The organism is Stenotrophomonas sp. ATCM1_4, assembly GCF_004348115.1.
Classification (GTDB): Bacteria; Pseudomonadota; Gammaproteobacteria; order Xanthomonadales; family Xanthomonadaceae; genus Stenotrophomonas; species Stenotrophomonas capsici.
The window spans coordinates 2,153,437-2,177,708 of record NZ_QPFB01000001.1 but is presented as its reverse complement, the minus strand read 5'-3'; the positions used below and the strand labels follow the sequence as shown (position 1 = coordinate 2,177,708).

Below are 24,272 nucleotides of genomic sequence, written 5' to 3'. Positions count from 1 at the left end.
AAGGCCCCTGCGCTAGAATCGTGCCCCGACCGGCGCACCAGGCTGCGCGATCCCACGAAATCAGGACCATTGAATGAGCATCAAGAGCGACCGCTGGATCCGCCGCATGTCCGAGCAGCACGGCATGATCGAGCCGTATGAAGCCGGGCAGATCAAGCAGGTCAATGGCAACCGCATCGTCAGCTACGGCACCTCCAGCTATGGCTACGACGTGCGTTGCTCGCGCGAGTTCAAGGTGTTCACCAACATCAACTCCACCATCGTCGACCCCAAGCACTTCGACCCGAAGAGCTTCGTCGACATCGAGGCCGACGAGTGCATCATCCCGCCGAATTCGTTCGCGCTGGCACGCACGGTGGAGTACTTCCGCATCCCGCGCGACACCCTGGTGGTCTGCCTGGGCAAGAGCACCTACGCGCGCTGCGGCATCATCGTCAACGTCACGCCGCTGGAGCCGGAGTGGGAAGGCCACGTGACGCTGGAGTTCTCCAACACCACGCCGCTGCCGGCGCGTATCTATGCCAACGAAGGCGTGGCACAGATGCTGTTCTTCCAGGCCGACAAGGAGGATGTCTGCGAGACCTCGTACAAGGACCGCGGCGGCAAGTACCAGGGCCAGACCGGCGTGACCTTGCCGCGCACCTGAGCCTGGCATGCGGCAACGAAAAAGGGCGCGGATTCCGCGCCCTTTTTGTTTTCCGCCGGTTCCGCGGCAGGTGCGGCGGCCTTACTTGCCCCGCCCGAACAGCATGCCGATGCCCACTGCGACCAGGATGGCCGGCCACCAGGTGGCGAGCATGGAGCCGATGTTGCCGTTGATCCAGCCCAGGTTCTTGGCCAGGAAGAACAGGCCGACGATGATCAGGATCAGGGCGGCGATCAGGTTGGAGCGCATCGGCGTGCAGTGTCCGTTGGTGGTGAGGCGCCTATCGTAGCCGCTGGCGCCAGATTTCGACACGCTCGGCCAGCACGTCCGGATCGAAACGCTGGGCCTTGCCGCTGCCCCAGACCGGGCCCGGCCAGGCCGGGTCGTTCTCGTTGCGGCCCACCAGGTGCACGTGCAGCTGGCGCACGATGTTGCCCAGCGCCCCGATGTTGATCTTGGTCACGTTGGGCTTCTGCTTCAGGTGCTGGGAGATCTGGTTGATCTCGGCCAGCAGCAGGCGCTGCTGGGCGCCGTCCAGGTCGATCCATTCGCTGGCCCCGGCAACGCGGGGCACCAGCACGACCCAGGGAAAGCGGTCGTCGTTCATCAGCCGGATCTGGGACAGGGGGCCATCGGCGATCAGCACGCTGTCGGTGGCAAGGCGGGAATCAAGTTCGAAATCGGACGTCACAGCTTCGGTCATCGCAGGTTCTCACTGAAGAAGGCCAAGGTGCGTTCGCGCGCCAGTTCGGCGCTGGGGGCGTGGTAGTGCATGCCGACCTCACGGTTGAAGGCGTGGTCGGCCGGGTACACATATACCGGCAATGTGGGTTGCTTTTCACGATGCGCTGCAACGGCGGCCGGCGGGATCGAGGCATCCTGCGCGCCGAAGTGGAAGATTGCCGGGGCTTTGAACGGGCTGTCCAGGAATGGCACGTTGCGCGCGCCGTAGTAACTGGCCGAGGGAAGGCCCAGCCGTTGCGCGGCCAGCATGGCAATGGTGCCGCCCCAGCAGTAGCCGACCGTGCCGACCTTGCCGTGGCGCTCCAGCTGCTGGGCGGCGGCCTGGACCACGCTGACCGCGCGGTCCACGCCCAGCGCGGTGACCAGTTCCTTGCCGCGGTTCACGCCCTCGGCGTCATAGGCCAGCTCCAGGCCCGGTTCCAGCAGGTCGAAGAAGGCCGGGGCAAGCACCGCGTAGCCCTCGGCCGCGTACTGTTCGGCGACGTGGCGAATGTGCGCGTTGGCGCCAAAGATCTCCTGGATGACGACCAGGCCGGCGCGCGGAGTGCCCGCGGGTAGCGCCTGCCAGGCGCGGACCGGTCCGTGGGCGGTGGAGAGAGTGATCCATTGGGACATGGGGGAAGCTCCAATTGAGGGGGAAGTCGGGGATGGTGCTCCCTTCTCCCGCCGGCGGGAGAAGGTGCCCCAGAGGGACGGATGATGGGGGGGGCTTTGGTTTCTGGAACGGGTGCTGGAGAGCGGCCCTCACCCCAACCCCTCTCCCGTGTGCGGGAGAGGGGCCTTCGCTTTCTGCGGCACTGGACGGTGGCTGCGCGGCACAGCGGGGCCATGCATGCACGGCACAGGCGGCGGCGCTCCCTTCTCCCGCCAGCGGGAGAAGGTGCCCCGAAGGGGCGGACGGGAGAGGGGCTTTGGCGTCGCTCATTGGTGTGTGCGGGGCGCATTAAGCCAGTTGCAGGGCAGGGCGGTGGGTGACCGGTATAATCGCCCGCTTTCCGGCCCTGTGGTCATACCGGCCCCGGCCCTCAGAATTCCGTGAACATGTCCCAGCTGAACCCCAAAGTCGGCTTCGTCAGCCTTGGCTGCCCGAAGGCCCTCGTCGACTCCGAGCGCATCCTCACCCAGTTGCGGGTGGAGGGCTACGACATCGTGCCGTCCTACGATTCGGCCGACGTGGTGGTGGTCAACACCTGCGGCTTCATCGATTCGGCCGTGGCCGAGTCGCTGGATGCCATCGGCGAGGCGATGAACGAGAATGGCAAGGTCATCGTCACCGGCTGCCTGGGCAAGAAGTCGGAGATGATCCGCGAGCATTACCCGGACGTGCTGTCGGTATCCGGCCCGCAGGACTACACCAGCGTCATGGACGCCGTGCATGCGGCCCTGCCGCCCAAGCACAATCCGTTCGTGGACCTGGTGCCGGACTACGGCATCAAGCTGACCCCGCGCCACTACGCCTACCTGAAGATTTCCGAAGGCTGCAACCACCGTTGCAGCTTCTGCATCATCCCGTCGATGCGGGGCGACCTGGTGTCGCGCCCGGTCGATGAAGTGCTGCGCGAGGCTGAGAGGCTGGTGAAGGGCGGCGTGCGCGAGCTGTTGGTGGTGTCGCAGGACACCTCTGCCTACGGCGTGGACCGCAAGTACGCGCCGGGCACCTGGCGCGGCAAGGAATACGCCACCCGCATGAAGGCGCTGTGCGAAGGCCTGTCCGAACTCGATGCCTGGACCCGCCTGCATTACGTCTACCCGTACCCGCACGTGGACGACGTGGTGCCGTTGATGGCCGAAGGGAAGATCCTTCCGTACCTGGACATCCCGTTCCAGCACGCCAGCCCGCGCATCCTCAAGCTGATGAAGCGCCCGGGCGCGGTCGACAAGACCCTGGAGCGCGTGCTGCGCTGGCGCGAGATCAGCCCGGACATCACCGTGCGCTCGACCTTCATCGTCGGCTTCCCCGGCGAGACCGACGCCGAGTTCGAGCAGCTGCTCGACTTCCTGGATGTCGCCCAGCTCGACCGCGTGGGTGCGTTTGCGTACTCGCCGGTAGATGGCGCCACTGCCAACGACCTGCCGGACCCGGTGCCGGAAGAAGTAAAGCAGGAGCGCCTGGTCCGCTTCATGGAGAAGCAGGCGGCCATTTCCGCCGCCAAGCTCGAAGCAAAGATCGGCAGCGTGCAGCAGTGCCTGGTCGATGTGATCGAGGATGGCATCGCGGTGGCGCGCTCCAAGGCCGATGCGCCGGAGATCGATGGCTTGGTGCATATCCAGAACGGCGAGGAAGCACGCCTGCGCGTGGGTGACTTCGTCAACGTGGAGATCACCGACAGCGACGAGCACGACCTGTTCGGTGATGCACTGGTCGAGCAGGCGGCCAAGCCGTTCGATCTCAAGGTGCTGTGACCGCAACGGTGAATGAAGTAGGCGCCGGCCAGGGCCGGCGTCGGTTCATTGCCCCGTTGCGCGGGCAGGTGGATGCCGAGTGTTTCCGGCATCCCGTGTTCGACGGTTATGCCGACCAACGGGACCTGCTGACCGGCGCGGATTGGCCCGCCATCGAAGCGCTCAATGCGCGGCTGGCGTCGCCGGATCACCGTTTCGTGGCACAGGACGCCGCACTGCTAGCCGATGGCCTGCACTACGAAACCCGCATTGCGCAGGGGCGCATCGCCACGCGCGAAGAGAACTGGCATGACCTGTTCAACGCGCTGGTGTGGATGCGCCATCCGGCGATCAAGCATGCGCTCAATGCGCGGCAGTGCCTGCATATCGCGCGATTGGGGGCGAGCGAACGCAACCCTGCGCAGCAGGCCCTGACCCAGTTCGACGAATCCGGCGTGATCGTGCGCGTGCGCGATCCGGCGCTGCTGCTGGCGTGGGATCGGCATGATTGGCCGGCACTGTTCGCGCCGGCGGGCTGGCGACGGGGTGACATCGCCGTGGCCGCCGTGATCGGGCACGCGTTGATGGAACAGATGCTGGTGCCGGGACGCTTGCTGGTCGGCAAGTGCGTGGTGGTGCACGGTGAAGCGGACGCCGCTGCCGTGGAGCGGGTCGCCGCGGCGATCACCGCCGGGCAGGTCTTGGCCGCTGCATCCGAATTGCGCCCGTTGCCGTTGGCCGGTATCCCCGGGTGGCATCCGCACCAGGCTGCGACACTCCTGGCGCAGGTGGACTACTTCCGCCCGCTGCGTGAGGGGCGTCGCTATCCGCCCGCGTTGGCCGAACCCGCGTAGGCGGGGATGCAATCCCCGCAACGGTCGCTACGTTGTTGCGTGTTGGCCGCTTTCTGCGATGGGGGTCTTGCCCGGGTCAGCCCTCGTAGCTGACATCGACCAGCACGAAGCGGGTGATGCCGCCGGGCAGCTCGACACTGAACTCATCGTCGATGCGCTTCTTCAGCAGGGCACGGGCCAGCGGTGAATCGATGCTGATCCAGCCGGTGGCCGCATCGGTCTCGTCGGGGCCGACGATGCGGTAGACATGGCTGTCGCCCGAATCGACGTTCTCCAACTCGACCGTGGCACCGAAGAACACCGCTTCCGGGTCGCTGGGGCGGGTGTCCACCACGCGCAGGGCTTCCAGGCGCTTGCTCAGGTAACGCACGCGCCGGTCGATTTCACCCAGCTGCTTCTTGCGGTAGGTGTATTCGGCGTTCTCCGAGCGGTCACCTTCGGCCGCCGCCGCCGCCAGCGCCTTGACCACCTCCGGGCGGCGCTGGCGCCACAGTTCGTCCAGCTCGGCCTTCAGGCGCGCGTGGCCTTGGGGCGTGATCAGCGCGGTGCTTTTTTCTGCAGGTGGGCGCCAACGGCTCATTGCGGGAATGCATGCTTTGCGGGAGGACGCCATGGTAGCCGCGGGCGCTTGCGCGCGGCTATCGGATCGCTGAAGCTGCGCCGTCCAGACAAGGGAATGTCCGTCGATGTTGATCCTGCCGTTGCACAAGCCCCTGAGCCTGGCCACGTTTCCCTGCGTGACGGCCTTGCTGGTGCTGGTCAATGTGTTGATCTACTTCGGTTGGCAGGTGCCGGACGAGGACAAGGTCCAGGCTGCACAGGCCTGGTACCTGGCCTCTGGCCTCGACGCCCGCGAGGTGCCGGCCTACCGCAAGCACCTGATCGAAACCGGGCAGGTCGAAGCGTTGCAGGCGTTCGAGGCGCTGCCCGCGCATGACAAGTCGGTTTATCTGGCCGCCTCGACGCAGACTGACGTCGCATTCCAGCAGGCCCTGCAGCACGGCGAACTGTTCGATACGGAAGAAGAGCGCAACGAATGGGCACCGTTGCACCAGCAATACCAGTCCCGGCTGGACCAGGTGTTCACCCTGCGCCATCTGCTGCGCAGTTCGGAATGGTCGCTGCCGCGGATGTTCTCCTCGGCCTTCCTGCATGGTGACGCGCTGCACCTGTTCGGCAACATGGTGTTGCTGGTGGCCTTGGGCCTGCTGCTGGAAGGGGCGATCGGCAGCTGGCGCTTCCTGGCTGTCTACCTGCTGGGCGCGCTGGGTTCCAGTGCGGTGAGCGTGCTGTGGCGTTGGGGCGAGGTCGGCGGCGGGCTGGGGGCCTCGGGCGCGATCGCCGCGGTGATGGGGGCATTCTGCGTGGTGTGGGGGCTGCGCCCGGTGCGGTTCTTCTACTGGTTCGGGATCCTCTTCAACTACGTGCGCGCGCCGGCGATCTGGCTGCTGCCGGTCTGGCTGGGCTGGGAGGTGTTCAACCTTTTCACCAACCAGGGGGCGGGCATCGGTTTCGACGCGCATGCCGGTGGCCTGGTCTGTGGCGCGTTACTGGGCGGCGTGCTGGTGCTCACCCACCAGACCCGCGAATCCTTCATGCGTGAGGACGAGGCTCCGGCAGCCCCCGACACGCGCTGGGAGCAGGCGCTGCTGCACATGGGACGGATGGAGAATGCCGCCGCCGAACGGCTGCTTGCCGCGCTGGCCGCCGAGCAGCCGCACCGGCTGGACGTGGCGTTGGCGCGCTTGCGTGTCGCCGACAACGATGGCCGCGGTGCGGCCGCACTGGCGCGGCTGAGCGAGGCGATGATGCTGGAGGCGACGGACCCCGCCGAGCGCGCCGCGCAGCATGACCTGGTCAAAAAGCTGCAGGCCTCGCCGGTGATGCCGCCCGCGTCGACGTTGCGGGCAGTGCTGGCGCGTTGCTTCAAGCAGGCCTGGTTGGCGGAAGCCGAGGCCCTGTTGCTGAAGGCCTCCGGGCTGCCGGAGGGCGAACAGGCCCAGTGGTGGTTGCGCCTGGCCCTGCGCCACGGTGAGCTGGACGCGCCGGAGGAGCAGCGCCGCCTGCTCGATGGCATCGCGCGGCGTTACCCGGGTTCGGAGCAGGCGGGGAAGGCGCGGTTCCTGCTCGAGAACAGCTGAGGCCCGTCGTGCCCCGGTCGCCACGCCGCAGGCGGGGATGAACTCCCCGCCACTGTCAGGGGCCGAACCGGTTCACGCCAGGTGCGGGCTCAATGCCCGTTGCGCGGCTTCGAGCTTGCGGCGCTGTTCGGGGTCTTCGCAGCGGCCCAGGGCGTCTTCCAGCAGGGCGCGCGCTTCATCATCGCGGCTGTAGCGTTCGGCCAGCAGCAGTGCGGCCTGCACCGCCCATTGCGGTGCCAGCGGCGCGCGCGGCCACGCCTTGAGCATGGCCAATTGGGCATCGAGCTGCAGCTGCAGTTGGCCGCTCAGGCGGGCGCGCTCGGCCAGGGTGCTGGCCTGCTCCGGATCGGCCGGGGCGAAGTCCGGATCGGTTTCGAGCAGCTCGCGCAGCACCTGCATCGCCTGGCGCTCCTCCTTTTCGGCCAGCAGGCGGGTGATGTACTGGCGGCCGTGCTCGCGCAGGGCGTCGGAGACTCCCTTGCGGCGCAGCAGGCGATGGTAGAGCTCATGGACCGGCAAGCCGACCGCGCGGCTGCGGACGGCCGCGCGCAGTGCATCCATGGCCGCTTCGGGGTGGCCGTCGCGGACGAAGTGCTCGGCCTCGTCCAGCAGCGCCTGGTCAGGGGCACTGCGGGAGAGGGGCTGCGGCGCGCCTTCCGGCTCGAAACCGAGCACATCGTGGTACTGGTAGACCATGTAGCCCAGCAGGTGGAAGGTGGCGAACAACCCCCAGATGCTGAAGAAGGTCAGCACCAGGTCGCCGATGATCGGGGGCATGACGGCATGCAGCCACTTGCCGGCGGTCAGTGCGCTGGCCTGGATCACGAACAGCAGCAGGAACACCGCCAGGTAGGGCCAGCCGATACGCACGGCCAGGGTGATCGGCGTGGCCGGGTTCAGGGCGGCGCGCAGGCTGCCGTCCATGGCCAGCGAGATCACGCAGCCCGGTTGCAGGAACACCACCGCGGCCAGTGCGGCCAACCCGATGATGGGGCCCAGGAAGGCTGCCACCACGACCACGAAGATACCCATCAGGATCATCATCGCCAGCAGGCGGATCACGGTGCCGTCGCTGGAGTACAGCGTGTTCTCCGGCGCGGCCAGGCGCCCGTTGGCGGTCTCGCGCAGGATCTCGAAGGCGTAACGGTAGACGCCGACCCAGACCACGATGGCCAGGATCCAGCCGATGCCCGGCAGCAGGCCGAGCAGGGTGCACAGGGTCAGCGCGATCAGTGCATACAGCGCCGCGCCGCGCACCGGGTAGAACGTGATGGACGGCAGCCGCTGCCAGAACGGCTCGGGCGTGCTGCGGGACGAGTTTTGATGCGAACGATCTTCCATGAATCCCCCGTGGTGCTGTGCACATTCTGGGGGGAGGGCCGGGTGTCGGCAACGGCCGGCACCCGGCGCTACTCAGCGCTTGCCGCCGAAGATGCTGCCGAGGATGCCGCGCACGATCTGGTTGCCGAGCTTGGTGCCGACGGTGCGGGTGGTCTGCTTGGCCATCGTCTCGATCATGCCCTGGCGGCGCTTGGTGCCGAAGATGGCGTCCTTGATGCTCTGGCCGAAACCGCTTTCCTGTTCCTCGTCCTGCTGGCGCGTGCGGGCCTTCGGTGCCTGCGCCTGCTCGGTCGCCTTCTCGGCACGCTTGGCCAGCAACTCGGCCGCCGACTCGCGGTTGACCGCCGTGTCGTAGCGGGTGCCGACCGGGCTGCCGGCGCGCACCTGGGCGCGCTCAGGCTCGGTGATCGCGCCCATCCGGCAGCGGGGCGGGGCGATCAGGGTCTTCTGCACCGGCGAGGGCACGCCCTTGTCCTGCAGCGTGGAGACCAGGGCTTCGCCGGTGCCCAACTGCGACAGCGTGGCGACCACGTCGAGCTTGGAGTTGGGGACGAAGGTCTCGGCCGCGGTCTTGACCGCCTTCTGGTCGCGCGGGGTGAAGGCGCGCAGGGCGTGCTGCATGCGGTTGCCGAGCTGGCCGAGGATGTTGGCCGGCACGTCATCCGGGAACTGCGAGCAGAAGTACACGCCCACGCCCTTGGAGCGGATCAGTCGCACCACCTGCTCGATGCGCTGCACCAGCGCCGGCGGCGCGTCGTCGAACAGCAGGTGCGCCTCGTCGAAGATGAACACCAGTTTGGGCTTGTCCAGGTCGCCCACTTCCGGCAGCTGCTCGAACAGCTCGGACAGCAGCCACAGCAGGAAGGTCGAGTACAGGCGCGGCTTGAGGATGAGCTGGGCGGCGGCGAGGATGCCGACCACCCCGCGGCCGTCATGGTTCACGCGCATGATGTCGGCCAGTTCCAGCGCCGGCTCGCCGAAGAAGGCTTCACCGCCGTCCTGCGACAGCCGCAGCAGCGAGCGCTGGATGGCGGCCACCGACTGCGCGCTGACCAGCCCGTACTCGGTGGAGATGTCCTTGCGTTCCTCTGCCACCAGGTTGAGCAGGGCACGCAGGTCGTCCAGGTCGAGCAGCAGCAGGCCGCGGTCGTCGGCCAGCTTGAACACGATGTCCAGCACCCCGGACTGGGTGTCGTTGAGCTCCAGGATGCGCGCCAGCAGGGTGGGGCCCATCTCGCTGACGGTGGTGCGGACCGGGTGGCCCTGCTGGCCGTACAGGTCCCAGAACACCACCGGGCTGGCCGCCGGGGCGTAGCCGTCCACGCCGATCTCGGCGGCGCGCTGGGCCAGCTTCTCGCCGCCCTCCCCGGGGACGGCCAGGCCGGCCACGTCGCCCTTCACATCGGCCATGAACACCGGCACGCCCAGGCGCGAGAAGCCCTCGGCCAGGGTCATCAGGGTCACCGTCTTGCCGGTGCCGGTCGCCCCTGCGATCAGGCCATGGCGGTTGCCAAAACGCGGGAGCAGGGTGACGGCGATGTCGTCGGTGACGCCTTTGCCGAGCAGGATCGGGTCCATGGAAGCACTCATAGATGAATGAAGGGGGATTCTAACGGCCGACTGTATCGGGACGGTGTCATTGTTGCCCCCGGGCAAGTCCGGCGGCTACCCTGCCTGACCTTTCGCGCGCAGTGTTGCTGATGTCCGTATCCCTGTTCTCTCTTCGTCCCTGGTCGCTGCTGGTTGCGGCTTCGTTGTTGACGGTGGTGCCGGCGGCGCATGCGCTGTCGGCCCGCGACAAGGCCAGGGTGGAGGCCATCGAGGCCCGCATGGCGGCGGCGGAGAAGCGCTACAGCGACGCGCTGGTGCTGGTGAACAACGCCGATCCCAAGGGCACCGCCGAGTCGGATGCGGCGCTGGAGGACATGGAGGACGTGATCACCGCCTGCATCGCGCAGAAGGGCTGTACGGTCAGTGGCCTGCTGACCACCTACAAGCGCCTGCTCAAGCAGAAGGTGGACGGTGCGGCGGCCGACGAGGACGACGACGCCGGCATGCCGGTCGAGGCGGATCCGGACCATGTCGCGCCGCTGCGGGCCGATGTCCCGGAAGCGGCCCGTGCCGCGGCCCTGCTCAACGACCACCGCCATGCCTTCGACGACATGGTCGAGTACAACCCGGCGATCCAGGCCGGTATCCGCCGCTGGTTGACCGACATGCGCCCGGCGCTGCTGACCAGCTACGAGAACTACATGAACCTGCGCGGCGTGATGTGGCCGGAGTGGGAGAAGGGCGGTCTGCCGGAGGCGTTGCTGTTCGGCATCATGGCCAAGGAGTCCAATGGCCGCGTGCATGCGTCCTCGCGGGTGGGCGCCGCCGGCCTGATGCAGTTCATGCCGGCCACTGGCCGCCGCTTCGGGTTGGGCCCGGATGGCACCGGCTTTGACACGCGCTTTGACCCGCGCAGCGCCGCCGAGGCCAGCGCGGCCTACATGAACGAGCGCATGCGCGGACTCAACCGGAACATCGAATACGCGTTGGCCGCCTACAACGGCGGCGAGGGCCGGGCGGCCCGCATCTACCGCGACATGGGCGGGCAGAGCTTCTGGACGGACTCGGCGTACAACCAGTTTCCGGGCGAAACCAAGGACTACGTGCCGATGGTGATCGCTGCGGCCTGGATCTTCCTGCACCCGCAGCAGTACGGCGTGGAGTTCCCGAAGATCAACGGCCAGCCGGCGACGATCCGGCTGGCCCGTTCGACCACCATCTATGAGCTGACCATCTGCCTGGGCAGCACCGGCACGCGCGATGGCTACATGCGTGCGCTGCGCAACCTCAACCCGCGCTACGAGGCTGATGGCTGGATCCCGGCCGGCACCACGATCAACGCGACCACCCGCATTGCCGGCCTGTACAACCGCTACTGCGTGAGCGGCCCGCGCGCGGATCTGGCGCGCACCCTGATCACCGCCGACGTCAATGCGGCGATCAAGCGCCCGACCGCGACCAGTTTCACCGGCAGCGTGGCGGTGGGCGATGTGCAGGCCATGCAGGGCGGGCAGGTGCCGCCGCCGGTCGCCACGCCCGCCCCGGCACCGCGTCCGGCCACTCCGGCACGCCGCCAGGCACGCAGCTACACGGTGGCGCGGGGGGACACGCTGGGCCGCATCGCCAGCCGCTTCCAGTGCGAGGTGCCGGCCCTGGCACGCGCCAATGGCCTGCGCGCGCCGGCCTATGCGATCAAGCCGGGGCAGCGGCTGAAGCTGGAAGGCTGCGACCGCTGAGGCGGTTCCTGCAATGAACAAGGGCGCCGCAGGGCGCCCTTTTTTGGGTCGGGGAGGGGGAGGCTACGTCTGGCCTACTTCAACGTCGCCAGCGCCTGGCCCAGCTGCACCGGGCTTTCGGCCCTCAACGACGGCTCGAAGTCGGCCACGCCCGGCGGCAGCAGTACGATCACCGTGGAGCCATAGTTGAAACGCGCCATCTCGGCGAAGCGTTCCAGGGTGATGCCCTTGCCGCGCCAGTCCTTGCGGGTGATGCGGTCGCCGTAGGCGGGGATCTCCTCGCCGCTCCATACCGTCTCCACGCCGCTGACCAGCAGCGCACCGACCATCACCTGCACCATCGGGCCGAAATCGGTGTCGAAATGGCAGACCAGGCGCTCATTGCGGGCGAACAGGCGCGGCACGTTGGCCACCGCGTCGGTGCCGACGCTGAACAGACGGCCCGGCACGTGCACGGTTTCGCGCAGGGTGCCGGTCCAGGGCATGTGCACGCGGTGGTAATCACGCGGGGACAGGTACACGGTGGCGAACACACCGTTGTTGAACGGGACGGCGTCGGCGGCATCGCCGAGCAGCTCGGCGGCGGTGAACGACTGCCCTTTGGCCTGGAAGATGCGGCCGTCCTGGATCGGGCCCAGCTGGCTGATGCGGCCATCGGCCGGCATGGTCAGGGTGCGCGGGTCGGCGGCGGCCGCACGTGCGCCCGGCTTCAGGGCGCGGGTGAAGAACGCATTGAAGCTGGGGTAGGTGCGTGGATCCGGGTTGGCCGCCTCGGCCAGGTTGACGTTGAATTTTTCGGTCACCGTGTCGATCAGCCAGCGCGAGATCCGCGGGTTCTGCGAATAGGCCAGCGAGCGCGCCATCGAGGAAAGTAGGCGATGGGGCAGGACGTAGGTGAGCGTTGTTACCAGACTCATGGGGCGGTGTTCTCGGTGAGCTTAGTCAGGTCGCTGGCAATGGCCTGCGGGTTGAACGGGGGGCGGATCAGGCCGGCCAGGCGGCCCTTCGGGTCCAGCACCGCGATGCTGGAGGAGTGGTCCATGCTGTAGTCGTTGGGGTTCTGTTCGAAATGCTTGCCCGGCACCTTCTGGAACACCATGCCCAGCGCAGTGGCGAAACGCTCCAGCGACGGGATATCCGCGGTCGCGGCCAGGGTGTCCTTGTGGAAGGCATGGGCGTATTCGCCCAGCTTGGACGGGGTGTCGCGTTCCGGGTCCACCGACACCAGCACCACGCGCGGGCGCAGGCTGTCGGGAATGGCCTGCCACTGCTTCTGGGCCTGGGCCAGCTCGGCCAGGGTGGTGGGACAGACGTCCGGGCAGGCGGTGAAGCCCAGGAACACCAGGCTCCAGTGCCCATGCAGTTCGCCGGGGATCAGCCGGGTGCCGTCTGACTGGGCCAGGTCGAATTCCGGCAGGGTGCGCGGGGTGCCGTAGAAGATGATCGAGCTGGTGCCGTTGGTGCCCTTGCTGGACGGGCCGAACACCTTCTGAGCCAGTACCAGGCCGAGGCCGGCCGCCAGGGCGATGGCGAGGATGATGCCGATATTGCGGTTGAACATGGGCCGTTGCTTCCGTTCGGAGGTGGCCACTGCGGGAGTGGGCCACGGGCGGGACACGGGAGTGTAGGGGATTGCAGGCCTGTTCCCATGGGCCGGGAAGGCCCCGGCGGGCGGGTGCTGGCGGCCATTGCCGAAGTTTCGGCTGCAACTGGGCACTCAATATACCGGGCACGCGCCTATAATCGCAGACCTTTCAAGTATTTCCGTATTGCCATGACTGCCCAGGCGGCTGCCGAACTCCACACGATCATCGATCTGATCCGCTACGGCGCCAGCCGTTTCAATGCCGCAGGCCTGACCTTCGGCCACAGCTATGACAACGCCCTGGACGAGGCGACCCAGCTGGTGCTGCACAGCCTGCACCTGCCGCCGGACCTCGGCCCGGCCTACGGCGCGGCGCGGCTGCTGCCGGACGAGCGCGAACGCGTGCTGGCGCTGTTCGAGCGCCGCATCAACGAGCGCCAGCCGGCGGCCTACCTGACCGGCGAGGCCTGGTTCGCGGGCCTGAGCTTCAAGAGCGACGCGCGCGCACTGGTGCCGCGCTCGCCGATCGCCGAGCTGATCCTCAACGGCTTCGAGCCGTGGCTGGCCGGCCGTGATGTCACCCGCGCGCTGGACCTGTGCACCGGCTCGGGCTGCATCGCCATCGCCATGGGCCACTATTACCCGAACTGGCAGGTCGACGGCAGCGACGTCAACGACGCCGCGCTGTCGCTGGCGTTCGAGAACAAGGAACGCCTGCTCGCGCACAACGTCGAACTGGTCAAGAGCGACCTGTTCAACGGCCTGCAGGGCCGGGTATACGAGCTGATCGTCACCAACCCGCCGTACGTCACCAACGACGAGACCGATGCGTTGCCGCAGGAGTACTCGCACGAGCCGGACCTGGCCCTGCGCGCCGGCGACGATGGCCTGGACCTGGTGCTGAAGATCCTGCGCGATGCGCCGGACCATCTCACCGAGGAAGGCCTGCTGATCTGCGAGGTGGGCGACTCCGAGCAGCACCTGATCAAGCTGCTGCCGGAAGTGTATTTCTCCTGGATCGAGTTCAAGGTCGGCCAGATGGGCATCTTCGCGGTGGAGGCGGCCGAGCTGCGCGCCCACCATGCGCGGATCGCCGAACTGGCGGCACAGCGCCCGTAAGGGCGCAGGCGGCGAGGGCCCGGGCCTTCGCCGTGTTTTCCCCGGTGCGGGATTGACGGCACAAGCGCAGGACAGAATCGGCAACGTGAATACCTTCGGACAACTCTTTCGTGTCACCACCTTCGGCGAATCGCATGGGCCGGCCATTGGCTGCGTGATCGACGGTTGTCCCCCGGGGCTGGAGATCGCGCCGGAGGAGTTCACCCACGACCTGCAGCGCCGTGCCACCGGCAAGAGCCGCCATACCTCCGCGCGCCGCGAGGCCGACGAGGTCGAGATCCTGTCCGGCGTCTACGAAGGCCGCACCACCGGCACGCCGATCGCACTGCTGATCCGCAACACCGACCAGCGCAGCAAGGACTACAGCAACATCGCCCAGCAGTTCCGCCCGGGCCATGCCGATTACAGCTACTGGCAGAAGTACGGCATCCGCGACCCGCGCGGTGGCGGCCGTTCCTCCGCGCGCGAGACCACCATGCGCGTGGCCGCCGGCGTGATCGCCAAGAAATGGCTGCAGCAGCGCCACGGGGTGACCGTGCGTGGCTACCTGTCGCAGCTGGGCGAGATCACCCCGGTCGGTTTCGACTGGAGCGTGGTCGAGGAAAACCCCTTCTTCTGGCCTGACGCCGCCCAGGTGCCGGCGCTGGAGGCGTACATGGATGCGCTGCGCAAGTCCGGTGATTCGGTCGGCGCGCGCGTGAACGTGGTCGCCGACGGCGTGCCGCCGGGCTGGGGCGAACCGATCTACGGCAAGCTCGACGGTGACATCGCCGCCGCGTTGATGAGCATCAACGCGGTCAAGGGCGTGGAGATCGGCGACGGCTTTGCCAGTGCCGCGCAGAAGGGCACCGAACACCGTGACCTGATCAGCCCGGAGGGCTTCCAGTCCAACCATGCCGGCGGCATCCTCGGTGGCATTTCCACCGGGCAGCAGGTTGTCGCCTCGATGGTGCTCAAGCCCACCTCCAGCCTGCGTCTGCCCGGCGCCACGGTGGACACGGCCGGCAATGCGGTCGAGGTGATCACCACCGGCCGCCACGACCCCTGCGTCGGCATCCGCGCCACCCCCATCGCCGAGGCGATGCTGGCGCTGGTGCTGGTTGACCAGGCATTGCGCCACCGCGCGCAATGCGGTGATGTCGGCCAGATGAGCCCGCGCATCCCGGGCAGCATCGATGACTGAACCACGGCCCCGCGTCTGGGTATCGCAGCCGCTGTTCGACGACACCGTCGCGCAGTTGGCCGCGTACTGCGAGGTGGTCGCCACGCCGGAGGTCACCGCGCATGACAGTGCGTCGATCCTTGCCCGCCTGGCCGGCATGGACGGCGCGCTGATCACGCTCAACGAGCGCGTCGGTGCGGCCGAGATCGCCAACGCGCCGGACCTGAAGATCGTCGCCAACGTCGGTGTCGGCTACAACAACCTGGACATCGCGGCGTTGAGTGCGGCGGGCATCATCGCCACCAACACGCCGGACGTGCTCACCGAAACCACCGCCGACCTGGGCTTCTCGCTGCTGATGGCGGCGGCCCGGCGCATCGTCGAGTCGGACCGCTGGCTGCGCGAGGGCAACTGGGGGCAATGGTCGTTCACCACCATGCTCGGCGCCGACCTGCATGGCAGCACGCTGGGCATCCTGGGCATGGGCCGCATCGGCCAGGCCATCGCCCGCCGCGGCCATCATGGCTTCGGCATGAAGGTGCTGTACCACAACCGTTTGCGGCTGCCGCAGGACGTGGAACAGGCGGTCGGGGCGAGCTACGTCGGTTTCGACGAGCTGCTGGCGCAAGCCGATCACCTGGTGCTGGTGCTGCCGTACACCGCGCAGAACCACCACCTGATCGATGCTGCCGCACTGGCGAAGATGAAGCCCAGCGCCACGCTGGTGAACATCGCCCGTGGTGGCATCGTCGATGAGCTGGCGCTGGCCAACGCGCTGGCCAGCGGCCGGCTCGCCTCGGCCGGCCTGGACGTCTACGAGAACGAACCCAACGTGCGCCCGGAGTTGCTGGCGCTGCGCAACATCGTGCTGACGCCGCATATCGGCAGTGCCTCGCTGGCCACGCGCCGGGCGATGGTGCAGGTGGCCGTGGACAACCTGCTGGCCGGGCTGGGTCTTGGCCCGGCGGCCGGGCAGCCGGCCAATACCATCAATGGTGAGCTGCTGGCCGGCGGCAACGCCCGCATCGCCATCGCCGGCACGAAAGTCATTGGCACCAAAAAACGATAGGGAGCCTCCGAGGCTGTCTGCCGGAGGTTCCCCGAACCTGGCTCGACGTGTGTCCCCCCATCCTTTTTTCGAGTGCACCCCATGAGCAATGAAGCCCGTCGTTTCCACGTAGCCGTTGTTGGCGCCACCGGCGCCGTCGGCCAGACCATGTTGTCGATCCTGGCCGAGCGCAATTTTCCGATCAGCACGCTGAGCCTGCTCGCTTCCGAGCGTTCGGCCGGCCAGCAGGTCGATTTCGAAGGCCAGAAGATCACCATCCAGGACCTGGCCACGTTTGACCCGACCGGCGTGGAGATCGCGCTGTTCTCGGCAGGTGGCGGCATTTCAAAGGAATATGCGCCGAAGTTCGCCGCCGCCGGCGCGGTCGTCATCGACAACTCGTCCTCGTTCCGTTACGACGACGACGTGCCGCTGGTGGTCTCCGAGGTGAACCCGGAAGCGGCGAAGAACCGCCCGCGCGGCATCATCGCCAACCCGAACTGCTCGACCATGCAGCTGATGCCGGTGCTGGCGCCGATCCATCGCGAATACGGCATCGAGCGCATCAACGTGGCCACCTACCAGTCCGTTTCCGGTGCCGGCCAGGCCGGCATGGAGGAACTGGGCAAGCAGACCGCGCAGTTGCTGGGCTTCCAGGAGATCGAGCCGACCAAGTTCCCGGTGCAGATCGCCTTCAACCTGATCCCGCACATCGACGAGTTCCTGGACAACGGCTTCACCAAGGAGGAAATGAAGCTGGTCTGGGAGACCCGCAAGATCCTCGGCGACGACAGCATCCAGGTGAACCCGACCGCCGTCCGTGTGCCGGTGTTCTATGGCCACTCCGAGGCGGTCAACATCGAGACCAAGAAGAAGATCAGCACCGAGCAGGCCCGCGCGCTGCTGGCCAGCGCCCCGGGCGTGAAGGTCGTCGACGAGCGCAAGGCCGGCGGCTACCCGACCCCGGTCACCCATGCCTCCGGCACCGACCCGGTCTACGTCGGGCGTATCCGCGAAGATCTCTCGCACCCGCGTGGCCTGAACATGTGGGTTGTGGCCGACAACATCCGCAAGGGCGCCGCGCTCAACGCGGTGCAGGTGGCCGAGCTGGTCGCCAACGGCGGCTGAGCCCCTCCCAAAGCGCCGGCCCGAGGGCCGGCGTTTCCACTCCCGTGCACGGCTGCGGTATTCGAAAGGCGGGGCAGCCGTTATATTTGCCGCCATGAAACTTTGGGGCAGGGGCGTGATGCGCTCATTACAAGGCGTGCTGGTTCTCATCCTGGCGCTGTTCAGCAGTGCCGCGATGGCCTTGGGACTGGGCAACATCCGCGTGCTTTCCAAGCCGGGCCAGCCGTTGGTGGCCGAGATCCCGATCATTTCCAGTGATCCGGGCGAGATCGAGAACGCGCATGTCGGGCTGGCGTCGCCGGCCACGTTCGAGCGCGTGGGCTTGCCGCCGCCACAGGGGCTGGTCAACGAGCTGCAGTTCACCTTCGCGCAAGACCGTGAAGGCCGTTCGGTCATTCGTGTGACCAGCGCCACACCGGTGGACGCGCCGTCGGTGGGCTTCCTGATCGAAGTGGATTGGGGGCAGGGCCGCCTGGTCCGTGAGTATTCGGCCCTGGTCGCAGCGCCGGAAACGGCCACCGCGCTCTCCGAGCCGGTGATCGAGGCCCCGGCCGCCGCGCCGTCCAACCTGATTGCGCGTGAGCCCGAACCGCTGCCGGAAGCCCCAGCCCCCGTGCCGGCGCCTGTCGCGTCGCCGGCCCCGACACCCGCTCCCGTGCCTGCACCCGCGCCGGTCGCGGCGCGTCCAGCGGCGCCCGCTCCGGCGATGCCGGCGCAGGGCGGGCTGGCACCGGTGCGCCGTGGCCAGACCCTGTCGCAGATCGCCGGCGAGCTGTCGCGGCAGAACGGCGTGTCGATGAACCAGACCATGGTGGCGCTGCTGCGTGCCAACCCGGAGGCCTTCATCCGCGGCAACATCAACCTGCTCAAGCAGGGCGCGGTGCTGCGCACCCCGGCGCAGGAGGAACTGGCGCGGGTCGATGCCGCCCAGGCGCGGGCTATCGTCCAGGAACAGACCGCGCAATGGCGGCAGGCGCGTGCGGCGATCCCGCAGCCGGCCATCGCCGATGCGGCGGCCCCGGCGGCATCACCGTCCGCCAATCCGTCCGCCGCCGCGGCCAGCAATGGCGCACGCTTGGAAATCGCGCCGGCCGTGGCCGGTGGGCAACAGACAGCAGGAATGACGACCGGGCTCGATGCCGGTGGTGAGGGTGACATGTTGGCAAATGAACAGTTGCGTCAGGCCAAGGAAGACCTTGCCACCCGTGATGCGGAACTGCAGGAACTGCGTGAGCGCGTCGGTGAGCTGGAAAAGCTCAAGGCACAGCAGCAGTCGCTGATCGCGATGAAGGACTCGGACCTGGCCGCTGCCCAGCAGCGCCTGGCCGAGGCCTCCAAGCGTGAAGGCGGCAGCTCGCCGATGTGGCTGTGGTTGGGCCTGGCGCTGGTGGTGGTCGCCGGCCTTGGTTGGTGGTTGGCCCGTCGCCGCAAGCCGTCGCCGCTGCCGGCGGCCCCGCGCGGCGGGTTCGACGTCGAGGCATTGGCGGCCACGCTGCCGGTGGCGGGCGCCGCAACCGCGGCCGGCGAGCCAGCCGAGGCGGACCCGTTGGATGATGAAGATGTGGCCGAGGTGTCCTTCGAGGAAGCGAGGCGGGACGACGTTGCCGAGGCCCCGGCCGTTGTCCAAGCCCCCCAGGTCGCCGAGCCCTCGCCATATGACGAACCGATGCCGGCCTGGTTGAAGCCGACCGCGCCGGTGGTCGCGCCCGCGGAAGTCGTGCCGGAGCCGCGCAACGAGCCCAAGCCGGTGCTGCTGTTCGAGGCGTCGCGCCAGTTCGACCGGCCGGTGCTCGAGACGCCGGCGGCCCCCGAACCCAGCGCCCGTGACGAGGCTGGCTGGCTGGCCGGCGACATGGCCGCGGTGGCGCCGCTCAATCCCGCGCCGGCCGGCCGCGAGCGGCTGGAACTGGCGATCGCCTACCTGGACCTGGGCGATGCCGAGACCGCGCGTACCCTGCTCAACGAAGTGGCGGTCGGCACCGACCCCAAGGCGCGCGCTGAAGCACTTGAACTGCTGAACCGACTGGGCTGAGGACACCGCATGAAACGTGAGCAACGCATCGACTATGTCGAGTTCGCCTCGCGCGACCCGGCCGCCAGCCGCCGTTTCTTCGAACAGGTGTTCGGCTGGACGTTCGAGGATTACGGCCCGGACTACACCGCCTTCGATGACGGCGGCTTGCAGGGCGGCTTCTTCCGCGGCACGCCGTCGACCAGCGAGGCGGGGTCGGCCCTGGTGGTGCTGTATGCCGAGCGCTTGGCGCCGCTGCAGGCCACGGTGGAAGCGCACGGCGGTAAGGTGGTCAAGCCGGTGTTTACCTTCCCGGGCGGGCGCCGTTTCCAGTTCATCGAGCCGGGCGGCAACGAACTGGCCATCTGGTCCGAGCGCGACAGCGACTGATCCATCGCGCCCGGCCGCGGCGACTGCAATCAAGAGGTTCAAACATGCGATACGCGCTGGGCGTGGAATACGACGGCAGCGAGTTCAAGGGCTGGCAGCAGCTCGGCGAGAGCGGCTGCGCCAGCGTGCAGGCCACCTTGCAGGACGCGTTGTCCTCGGTGGCCGATGCGCCGATCAGCGTGGTCTGCGCTGGCCGTACCGATGCCGGCGTGCACGGTGAATGCCAGGTGGTGCACTTCGATACCGAGGTCAGCCGTGCTCCGCGCGGCTGGGTGCTGGGCACGACCACGCGGCTGCCGCCCTCGGTCTGCGTGCGCTGGTGCGTGCCGGTGGTGGATGCGTTCCATGCCCGCTTCTCGGCAAGGGCGCGCCGTTACCGCTACCGCATCCTCAACCGCCAGGTGCGGCCGGCGCTGTACCGCCAGACCCTGAGCTGGGAGCGCCGCGCGCTGGATGCCGATGCCATGCACCGCGCCGGCCAGGCGTTGCTGGGCGAGAACGACTTCAGCGCGTTCCGCAGCGCCCAGTGCGAGGCCCTGCATGCGCGGCGCGAACTGCAGGCCATCTCGGTGCGGCGCCTGGGCGAGGTGGTCGAGGTGGAAGTGCAGGCCAATGCGTTCCTTCACCACATGGTGCGCAACATCGTCGGCTCGCTGCTGATGGTGGGGGCCGGCGAGAAGCCGGAGGGCTGGATCGGCGAGGTGCTGGCGCGGCGTGACCGCAACCAGGCCGGGCCGACCGCGCCTGCGCAGGGCTTGGTGTTCGTCGGGCCGTTGTATCCTGAACACTGGCATCTGCCGGCAGAGGTGACGCTGTGAGCCGTACCTTGTTCCGTACCCGCATCAAATTCTGCGGCATGACCCGGGCCGGCGACATCCGCCTGGCCAGCGAATTGGGCGTGGACGCGATCGGCTTCATCTTTGCCCGGTCCAGCGCGCGCCGCGTGGCGCCTTCCGAGGCGCGGGCGATGCGCCAGGCCATCGCGCCGATGGTGGACGTGGTCGCTTTGTTCCAGAACAACAACCGCGAGGAAGTGCGTGAGGTGCTGCGCGCGGTGCGGCCCACCCTGCTGCAGTTCCATGGCGAGGAAGACGACACGTTCTGCCGCAGCTTCAACATGCCCTACCTGAAGGCGATCGCCATGGGCGGCGATGCCGAAGTCACCGCGCGCGGGTTGCAGCAGCTGTACCCGCATGCCGCAGGCTTCCTGTTCGACAGCCACGTCAAGGGCGGCAGCGGTGGCAGCGGGGTGGCCTTCGACTGGTCGCGGATCCCGCCCGGCGTGCATCGTCCCTACCTGTTGGCCGGCGGGATCACCCCTGACAATGTCCATGACGCGGTGCTCGCGACCCAGCCGTGGGGCGTGGACGTATCCAGCGGCATCGAATCGGCGCCCGGCCTGAAGGACGGCTACCGGATGCGCCAGTTCGTCGAGGAAGTGCGGCGCGCGGACGCGCAGCCGGCGCAGGACTGAGTCATTGCAATTGACTGAATGGCCGCAGATGCCGGCGACGGTACGCACATTCCCGATGAAAACCGTGGACCTGGTCGTTGTCGTCACGGCAATTCCCTTATCATCGGGAAATCGGCGAAAGCACGGATGCCGGCGGATGGGGAACCACGCGTATCACTTCAGGCAAGGAGTGCAGGGCGGTCCGCACGGCGGCCGGGTGCCACAAGGAAAGGGTGCATGGCGGAATTCTTGGAAGTAGCGCTGTCCTATCCGACGCTGCCTTACAGCGTCGTACTGTGTTTTGCCGTCATCTATTGGCTGCTGGCTGCGACCGGCATCGTCGACGATGGGGGCATCGGTAGTGGCGATGGCGCGGATTTCCACTCCGGTGACGCCGGCGCGACCGGGCTTGCGGGCATGTTCGCGCGCATGGGCCTTGGCGGGGCGCCGACCATGCTGGTGGTCCTGCTGCTGGCGTTCTTTGGCTGGTCGATCACCTATCTGGTGCAGTTGTTCTTCCTGCAGCCGTTGCCGGCGCTGCTGCGCTGGGGCGTGGGCACGGCAGTGGCAATCGCTGCCTTGGTCCCGGGCGCCGTGGTGTCGGCATGGGTGCTGCGCCCGATCCGTCGTTTCCTGATGAAGCTGCGCGCGGTGCCGCAGGAGTCCATCCTCGGCAAGGCCGGGCGGGTCTCCTCGCCGGAAGTCACCGCCGAGCAGGGCTACGCCAGCGTCGACGATGGCGGTGCCGGCCTGATCCTGCAGGTGCGTGCGCAGCCGGGCAGCCGTTTCGTGCGCGGTGACCGCGTGCGCCTGGTCCAGTATTTCCCGCAACACAATCATTACCTGGTGGTTGGCGAAGCCGACCTGCCAGCGTTGGACGTTTTCATCCCCCAAGTATCAGGCGACAAGGAGAAGCACTGATGAGTTTAGCTGCGCTGGCCCCGTTCATTATCGGCGTGGGCATATTGCTGGTATTCCTCCTTGGCCTGGCCGGGTTGTTCAAGGCGTTCTACAAGAAGGTCGACCAGGGCACCGCCCTGATCGTCAATGACATGAGTTCCACGCCGAAGGTGCATTTCACCGGCGCGCTGATCATCCCGGTGCTGTACCGCGCCGAGCTGATGCGCATCAGCCTGATCACGCTGCAGGTGGACCGCCGCGGCAAGGAAGGCCTGATCTGCCGCGACAACATGCGTGCCGACATCACCGTGGCGTTCTACCTGCGCGTCAACGAGACCCAGGCCGACGTGCTGCGCGTGGCCAAGGCCATCGGTGCCGACCGCGCCTCGGACAAGCATGCGGTGGACGAGCTGTTCAACGCCAAGTTCTCCGAAGCGCTGAAGACGGTGGGCAAGAAGTTCGACTTCACCCAGCTGTTCGAGAAGCGCCAGGAGTTCCGCGACGAGATCATCGCGGTGATCGGCAATGACCTCAACGGCTATGCGCTGGAAGACGTGGCCATCGACTACCTGGAGCAGACCCCGAAGTCGCTGCTGGACCCGAGCAACATCCTCGACGCCGAAGGCATCCGCAAGATCACCGAGCTGACCGCCGCGCAGAACGTGATCACCAACGAGCTGGCGCAGAACGAGCGCCTGGCCATCACCAAGAAGAACGTCGAGGCCAAGGAAGCGACCTTGGCGCTGGAACGCCAGCAGGCCGAGGCCGAGGCGCGCCAGAAGCGCGAGGTGGACACCATCCGTGCCCGCGAAGAGGCCGAAACCCTCAAGGTGCAGGAGGAGCAGCGCCAGCTGTCCGAGAATGCCCGCATCGAGGCGCAGCAGCTGATCGACATCCGCGAGCAGAACCGCCTGCGCGAGGTGGAAGTGGCCGAGCAGAACCGCCAGCGCGCGGTGGCCATCGAGGTCGAGCGCGTGGCCCGTGCACGCCAGCTGGAGCAGGTCACCACCGACCGCGAGGTGCAGCTGCAGGGCGTGGAGCGTGACAAGGTGGTCGAGCAGGGCAAGATGGACGTGGCCAACATCACCCGCGAACGCATCTCCATCGACAAGACCGTGGCGCAGGAAGAAGAACGCATCAAGGAAGTGCGCCAGGTTTCCGAGGCCGACCGCCTGAAGCAGGTCGCCATCCTCGAGGCCGAGGCAGAGGCGCAGGAAGCCCTGCTCAAGCAGGTCAAGGAAGCCGAGGCCGCCGAAGCGGCGGCCAAGCACCGCGCGGTGGAGATCACCACGCTGGCGCAGGCCGAGTTCGACGCGGCCGGCAAGCAGGCCGAGGCCAAGAAGGCCTTGGCCGAAGGCATCCGTGCCGAACGTGCGGCGCCGGGTCTGGCCGATGCGCAGGTCAAGGAAGCCGGTGCGCTGGCGATCGAGAAGGTCGGCATCGCCGAGGCCCGCGTGGTCGATGCGATGGCCGATGCCAACTTCAAGCAGGGCAGCGCCGAGGCCAAGGTGCTGGCCGAACAGCTGGCCGCGCGTGCGAGCGGCGAAGAGCAGATGGGCCGTGCCAAGGCGACCGCCGCCGAGACGCTGGGCCTGGCCGAAGCCTCGGTCATCGAGAAGAAGCTGACCGCCGAGGCCGAGGGCCTGACCCGCAAGTTCCAGGCGATCGATTCGCTGGGCGAAACCGCGCGCGGCCACGAAGAGTTCCGCATGACCCTGGACACCAGCCTGAAGCAGGCCCTGGCCACGCTGGACGCCGGCAAGGAAATCTCCAAGGAGAACGCCGAGGTCATCGCCAGCGCGCTGCGCAATGCCGACATCGACATGGTCGGCGGCGACGGCGGCATGTTCGAGAACCTGGTCAAGGCGGTCTCGCTGGGCAAGTCGATCGAAGGGCTGACCGACAAGAGCCCGATCGTGCAGGACCTGATGCAGCGTTACCTTGGCGTGGACATGAGCGCACGCGGCAAGCCGGCCAAGCGCATCGCCAATCAAGGTGCCGCGGAAGCGGATGCCGGCTGAGTGAGTACGTCCCTGCGCGGCGTGGCCGCGCGGGGGCGCAACCGGGGCCGTCCGCCAACA

23 protein-coding genes are annotated in these 24,272 nt (G+C 67.7%); 15 read left to right on the top strand and 8 right to left on the bottom strand.

Going from position 1 to position 24,272, the window contains the following annotated elements:
• The first annotated feature begins 73 nt into the window (after nucleotides 1-73).
• Nucleotides 74-646, top strand: coding sequence for a dCTP deaminase (gene dcd, locus ATCM_RS09995; protein WP_132864382.1), 573 nt, complete (start codon nucleotides 74-76; stop codon nucleotides 644-646).
• Nucleotides 647-727: 81 nt separating this feature from the next.
• On the opposite strand, the gene ATCM_RS19110 is transcribed toward dcd, so the two are convergent.
• Genes ATCM_RS19110 through ATCM_RS09985 form a run of 3 tightly spaced genes read right to left on the bottom strand, consistent with a single transcriptional unit; the run spans nucleotide 728 to nucleotide 2,005 of the window.
• Entirely contained in the window at nucleotides 728-895 is a 168-nt protein-coding gene (locus ATCM_RS19110; protein WP_089153126.1) for a DUF5668 domain-containing protein, read from the bottom strand.
• Nucleotides 896-926: 31 nt separating this feature from the next.
• A complete protein-coding gene (locus ATCM_RS09990) occupies nucleotides 927-1,349 on the bottom strand; it encodes an HIT family protein (RefSeq protein WP_132864381.1) in 423 nt (140 codons plus the stop codon).
• Entirely contained in the window at nucleotides 1,346-2,005 is a 660-nt protein-coding gene (locus ATCM_RS09985; protein ID WP_132864380.1) for a dienelactone hydrolase family protein, read from the bottom strand. Before ATCM_RS09985 ends, ATCM_RS09990 begins: the two co-directional genes overlap by 4 nt.
• A gap of 426 nt (nucleotides 2,006-2,431) precedes the next feature.
• Here ATCM_RS09985 and rimO point away from each other — a divergent pair, with 426 nt between their 5' ends.
• Together rimO and ATCM_RS09975 are read left to right on the top strand one after the other, a co-directional pair.
• Nucleotides 2,432-3,793, top strand: a complete 1,362-nt coding sequence (gene rimO, locus ATCM_RS09980; RefSeq protein ID WP_132864379.1) for a 30S ribosomal protein S12 methylthiotransferase RimO — start codon at nucleotides 2,432-2,434, stop codon at nucleotides 3,791-3,793.
• A gap of 8 nt (nucleotides 3,794-3,801) precedes the next feature.
• Nucleotides 3,802-4,626: a DUF3025 domain-containing protein gene (locus tag ATCM_RS09975; RefSeq protein ID WP_243693986.1), complete on the top strand. Its 825-nt coding sequence runs from the start codon at nucleotides 3,802-3,804 to the stop codon at nucleotides 4,624-4,626.
• A 76-nt stretch (nucleotides 4,627-4,702) separates the two neighbouring features.
• Here ATCM_RS09975 and greB read toward each other — a convergent pair whose 3' ends face one another.
• Nucleotides 4,703-5,206 carry a transcription elongation factor GreB gene (gene greB, locus ATCM_RS09970; RefSeq protein ID WP_132864377.1) on the bottom strand — a complete coding sequence of 168 codons (504 nt, stop codon included), beginning with the start codon at nucleotides 5,204-5,206 and terminating at the stop codon, nucleotides 4,703-4,705.
• A 106-nt stretch (nucleotides 5,207-5,312) separates the two neighbouring features.
• Between greB and ATCM_RS09965 the strand changes: the two genes are divergently transcribed.
• Complete coding sequence (locus ATCM_RS09965) at nucleotides 5,313-6,767, top strand: rhomboid family intramembrane serine protease (RefSeq protein WP_132864376.1); 1,455 nt, start codon at nucleotides 5,313-5,315, stop codon at nucleotides 6,765-6,767.
• 72 nt (nucleotides 6,768-6,839) lie between these two features.
• Here the strand turns inward: ATCM_RS09965 and ATCM_RS09960 are convergent, their stop codons facing one another.
• Both ATCM_RS09960 and ATCM_RS09955 read right to left on the bottom strand, forming a co-directional pair.
• Nucleotides 6,840-8,108 carry a DUF4013 domain-containing protein gene (locus ATCM_RS09960; protein WP_132864375.1) on the bottom strand — a complete coding sequence of 423 codons (1,269 nt, stop codon included), beginning with the start codon at nucleotides 8,106-8,108 and terminating at the stop codon, nucleotides 6,840-6,842.
• 72 nt (nucleotides 8,109-8,180) lie between these two features.
• Nucleotides 8,181-9,686, bottom strand: coding sequence for a helicase HerA-like domain-containing protein (locus ATCM_RS09955; protein ID WP_132864374.1), 1,506 nt, complete (start codon nucleotides 9,684-9,686; stop codon nucleotides 8,181-8,183).
• A gap of 122 nt (nucleotides 9,687-9,808) precedes the next feature.
• On the opposite strand from ATCM_RS09955, the gene ATCM_RS09950 reads away from it, so the two are divergent.
• Nucleotides 9,809-11,395: a transglycosylase SLT domain-containing protein gene (locus tag ATCM_RS09950; RefSeq protein ID WP_132864373.1), complete on the top strand. Its 1,587-nt coding sequence runs from the start codon at nucleotides 9,809-9,811 to the stop codon at nucleotides 11,393-11,395.
• Nucleotides 11,396-11,469: 74 nt separating this feature from the next.
• Here ATCM_RS09950 and asd read toward each other — a convergent pair whose 3' ends face one another.
• Nucleotides 11,470-12,312, bottom strand: coding sequence for an archaetidylserine decarboxylase (gene asd / locus ATCM_RS09945; RefSeq protein WP_132864372.1), 843 nt, complete (start codon nucleotides 12,310-12,312; stop codon nucleotides 11,470-11,472).
• Nucleotides 12,309-12,956: an SCO family protein gene (locus tag ATCM_RS09940; protein ID WP_132864371.1), complete on the bottom strand. Its 648-nt coding sequence runs from the start codon at nucleotides 12,954-12,956 to the stop codon at nucleotides 12,309-12,311. Before ATCM_RS09940 ends, asd begins: the two co-directional genes overlap by 4 nt.
• A gap of 213 nt (nucleotides 12,957-13,169) precedes the next feature.
• Between ATCM_RS09940 and prmB the strand changes: the two genes are divergently transcribed.
• From prmB to ATCM_RS09890, 10 genes are all read left to right on the top strand, one after another.
• On the top strand, nucleotides 13,170-14,099 hold the full coding sequence (gene prmB, locus ATCM_RS09935) for a 50S ribosomal protein L3 N(5)-glutamine methyltransferase (protein ID WP_132864370.1): 930 nt from the start codon (nucleotides 13,170-13,172) through the stop codon (nucleotides 14,097-14,099).
• A 76-nt stretch (nucleotides 14,100-14,175) separates the two neighbouring features.
• Complete coding sequence (aroC, locus tag ATCM_RS09930) at nucleotides 14,176-15,282, top strand: chorismate synthase (protein ID WP_132866125.1); 1,107 nt, start codon at nucleotides 14,176-14,178, stop codon at nucleotides 15,280-15,282.
• Nucleotides 15,275-16,330: a D-glycerate dehydrogenase gene (locus tag ATCM_RS09925; RefSeq protein ID WP_132864369.1), complete on the top strand. Its 1,056-nt coding sequence runs from the start codon at nucleotides 15,275-15,277 to the stop codon at nucleotides 16,328-16,330. The genes aroC and ATCM_RS09925 overlap by 8 nt, the downstream gene beginning before the upstream one ends.
• 81 nt (nucleotides 16,331-16,411) lie before the next feature.
• Nucleotides 16,412-17,437, top strand: coding sequence for an aspartate-semialdehyde dehydrogenase (locus ATCM_RS09920; RefSeq protein WP_132864368.1), 1,026 nt, complete (start codon nucleotides 16,412-16,414; stop codon nucleotides 17,435-17,437).
• Between the two features lie 118 nt (nucleotides 17,438-17,555).
• Entirely contained in the window at nucleotides 17,556-19,469 is a 1,914-nt protein-coding gene (locus ATCM_RS09915; RefSeq protein WP_132864367.1) for a FimV/HubP family polar landmark protein, read from the top strand.
• 9 nt (nucleotides 19,470-19,478) lie between these two features.
• Entirely contained in the window at nucleotides 19,479-19,838 is a 360-nt protein-coding gene (locus ATCM_RS09910; protein WP_132864366.1) for a VOC family protein, read from the top strand.
• Between the two features lie 44 nt (nucleotides 19,839-19,882).
• Nucleotides 19,883-20,656: a tRNA pseudouridine(38-40) synthase TruA gene (gene truA / locus ATCM_RS09905; protein WP_132864365.1), complete on the top strand. Its 774-nt coding sequence runs from the start codon at nucleotides 19,883-19,885 to the stop codon at nucleotides 20,654-20,656.
• The gene (locus ATCM_RS09900; protein ID WP_132864364.1) at nucleotides 20,653-21,312 is read left to right on the top strand and encodes a phosphoribosylanthranilate isomerase; all 660 of its coding nucleotides are present in this window, start codon (nucleotides 20,653-20,655) and stop codon (nucleotides 21,310-21,312) included. Before truA ends, ATCM_RS09900 begins: the two co-directional genes overlap by 4 nt.
• Nucleotides 21,313-21,528: 216 nt before the next feature.
• On the top strand, nucleotides 21,529-22,212 hold the full coding sequence (locus ATCM_RS09895; protein WP_132864363.1) for a hypothetical protein: 684 nt from the start codon (nucleotides 21,529-21,531) through the stop codon (nucleotides 22,210-22,212).
• Complete coding sequence (locus ATCM_RS09890) at nucleotides 22,212-24,212, top strand: hypothetical protein (RefSeq protein ID WP_132864362.1); 2,001 nt, start codon at nucleotides 22,212-22,214, stop codon at nucleotides 24,210-24,212. The genes ATCM_RS09895 and ATCM_RS09890 overlap by 1 nt, the downstream gene beginning before the upstream one ends.
• Nucleotides 24,213-24,272: the final 60 nt, after the last annotated feature.

Coding starts and splice junctions, on each gene's coding strand:
- ATCM_RS09925 (WP_132864369.1), top strand. CDS start 15,275: ATGACTGAACCACGGCCCCGCGTCTGGGTATCGCAGCCGCTGTTCGAC.
- asd (WP_132864372.1), bottom strand. CDS start 12,312: ATGAGTCTGGTAACAACGCTCACCTACGTCCTGCCCCATCGCCTACTT.
- greB (WP_132864377.1), bottom strand. CDS start 5,206: ATGAGCCGTTGGCGCCCACCTGCAGAAAAAAGCACCGCGCTGATCACG.
- rimO (WP_132864379.1), top strand. CDS start 2,432: ATGTCCCAGCTGAACCCCAAAGTCGGCTTCGTCAGCCTTGGCTGCCCG.
- ATCM_RS09940 (WP_132864371.1), bottom strand. CDS start 12,956: ATGTTCAACCGCAATATCGGCATCATCCTCGCCATCGCCCTGGCGGCC.
- ATCM_RS09950 (WP_132864373.1), top strand. CDS start 9,809: ATGTCCGTATCCCTGTTCTCTCTTCGTCCCTGGTCGCTGCTGGTTGCG.
- dcd (WP_132864382.1), top strand. CDS start 74: ATGAGCATCAAGAGCGACCGCTGGATCCGCCGCATGTCCGAGCAGCAC.
- ATCM_RS09910 (WP_132864366.1), top strand. CDS start 19,479: ATGAAACGTGAGCAACGCATCGACTATGTCGAGTTCGCCTCGCGCGAC.
- truA (WP_132864365.1), top strand. CDS start 19,883: ATGCGATACGCGCTGGGCGTGGAATACGACGGCAGCGAGTTCAAGGGC.
- ATCM_RS09955 (WP_132864374.1), bottom strand. CDS start 9,686: ATGGACCCGATCCTGCTCGGCAAAGGCGTCACCGACGACATCGCCGTC.
- ATCM_RS09960 (WP_132864375.1), bottom strand. CDS start 8,108: ATGGAAGATCGTTCGCATCAAAACTCGTCCCGCAGCACGCCCGAGCCG.
- ATCM_RS09920 (WP_132864368.1), top strand. CDS start 16,412: ATGAGCAATGAAGCCCGTCGTTTCCACGTAGCCGTTGTTGGCGCCACC.
- ATCM_RS09965 (WP_132864376.1), top strand. CDS start 5,313: ATGTTGATCCTGCCGTTGCACAAGCCCCTGAGCCTGGCCACGTTTCCC.
- ATCM_RS09890 (WP_132864362.1), top strand. CDS start 22,212: ATGAGTTTAGCTGCGCTGGCCCCGTTCATTATCGGCGTGGGCATATTG.
- ATCM_RS09990 (WP_132864381.1), bottom strand. CDS start 1,349: ATGACCGAAGCTGTGACGTCCGATTTCGAACTTGATTCCCGCCTTGCC.
- ATCM_RS09915 (WP_132864367.1), top strand. CDS start 17,556: ATGCGCTCATTACAAGGCGTGCTGGTTCTCATCCTGGCGCTGTTCAGC.
- prmB (WP_132864370.1), top strand. CDS start 13,170: ATGACTGCCCAGGCGGCTGCCGAACTCCACACGATCATCGATCTGATC.
- ATCM_RS19110 (WP_089153126.1), bottom strand. CDS start 895: ATGCGCTCCAACCTGATCGCCGCCCTGATCCTGATCATCGTCGGCCTG.
- ATCM_RS09895 (WP_132864363.1), top strand. CDS start 21,529: ATGGCGGAATTCTTGGAAGTAGCGCTGTCCTATCCGACGCTGCCTTAC.
- ATCM_RS09985 (WP_132864380.1), bottom strand. CDS start 2,005: ATGTCCCAATGGATCACTCTCTCCACCGCCCACGGACCGGTCCGCGCC.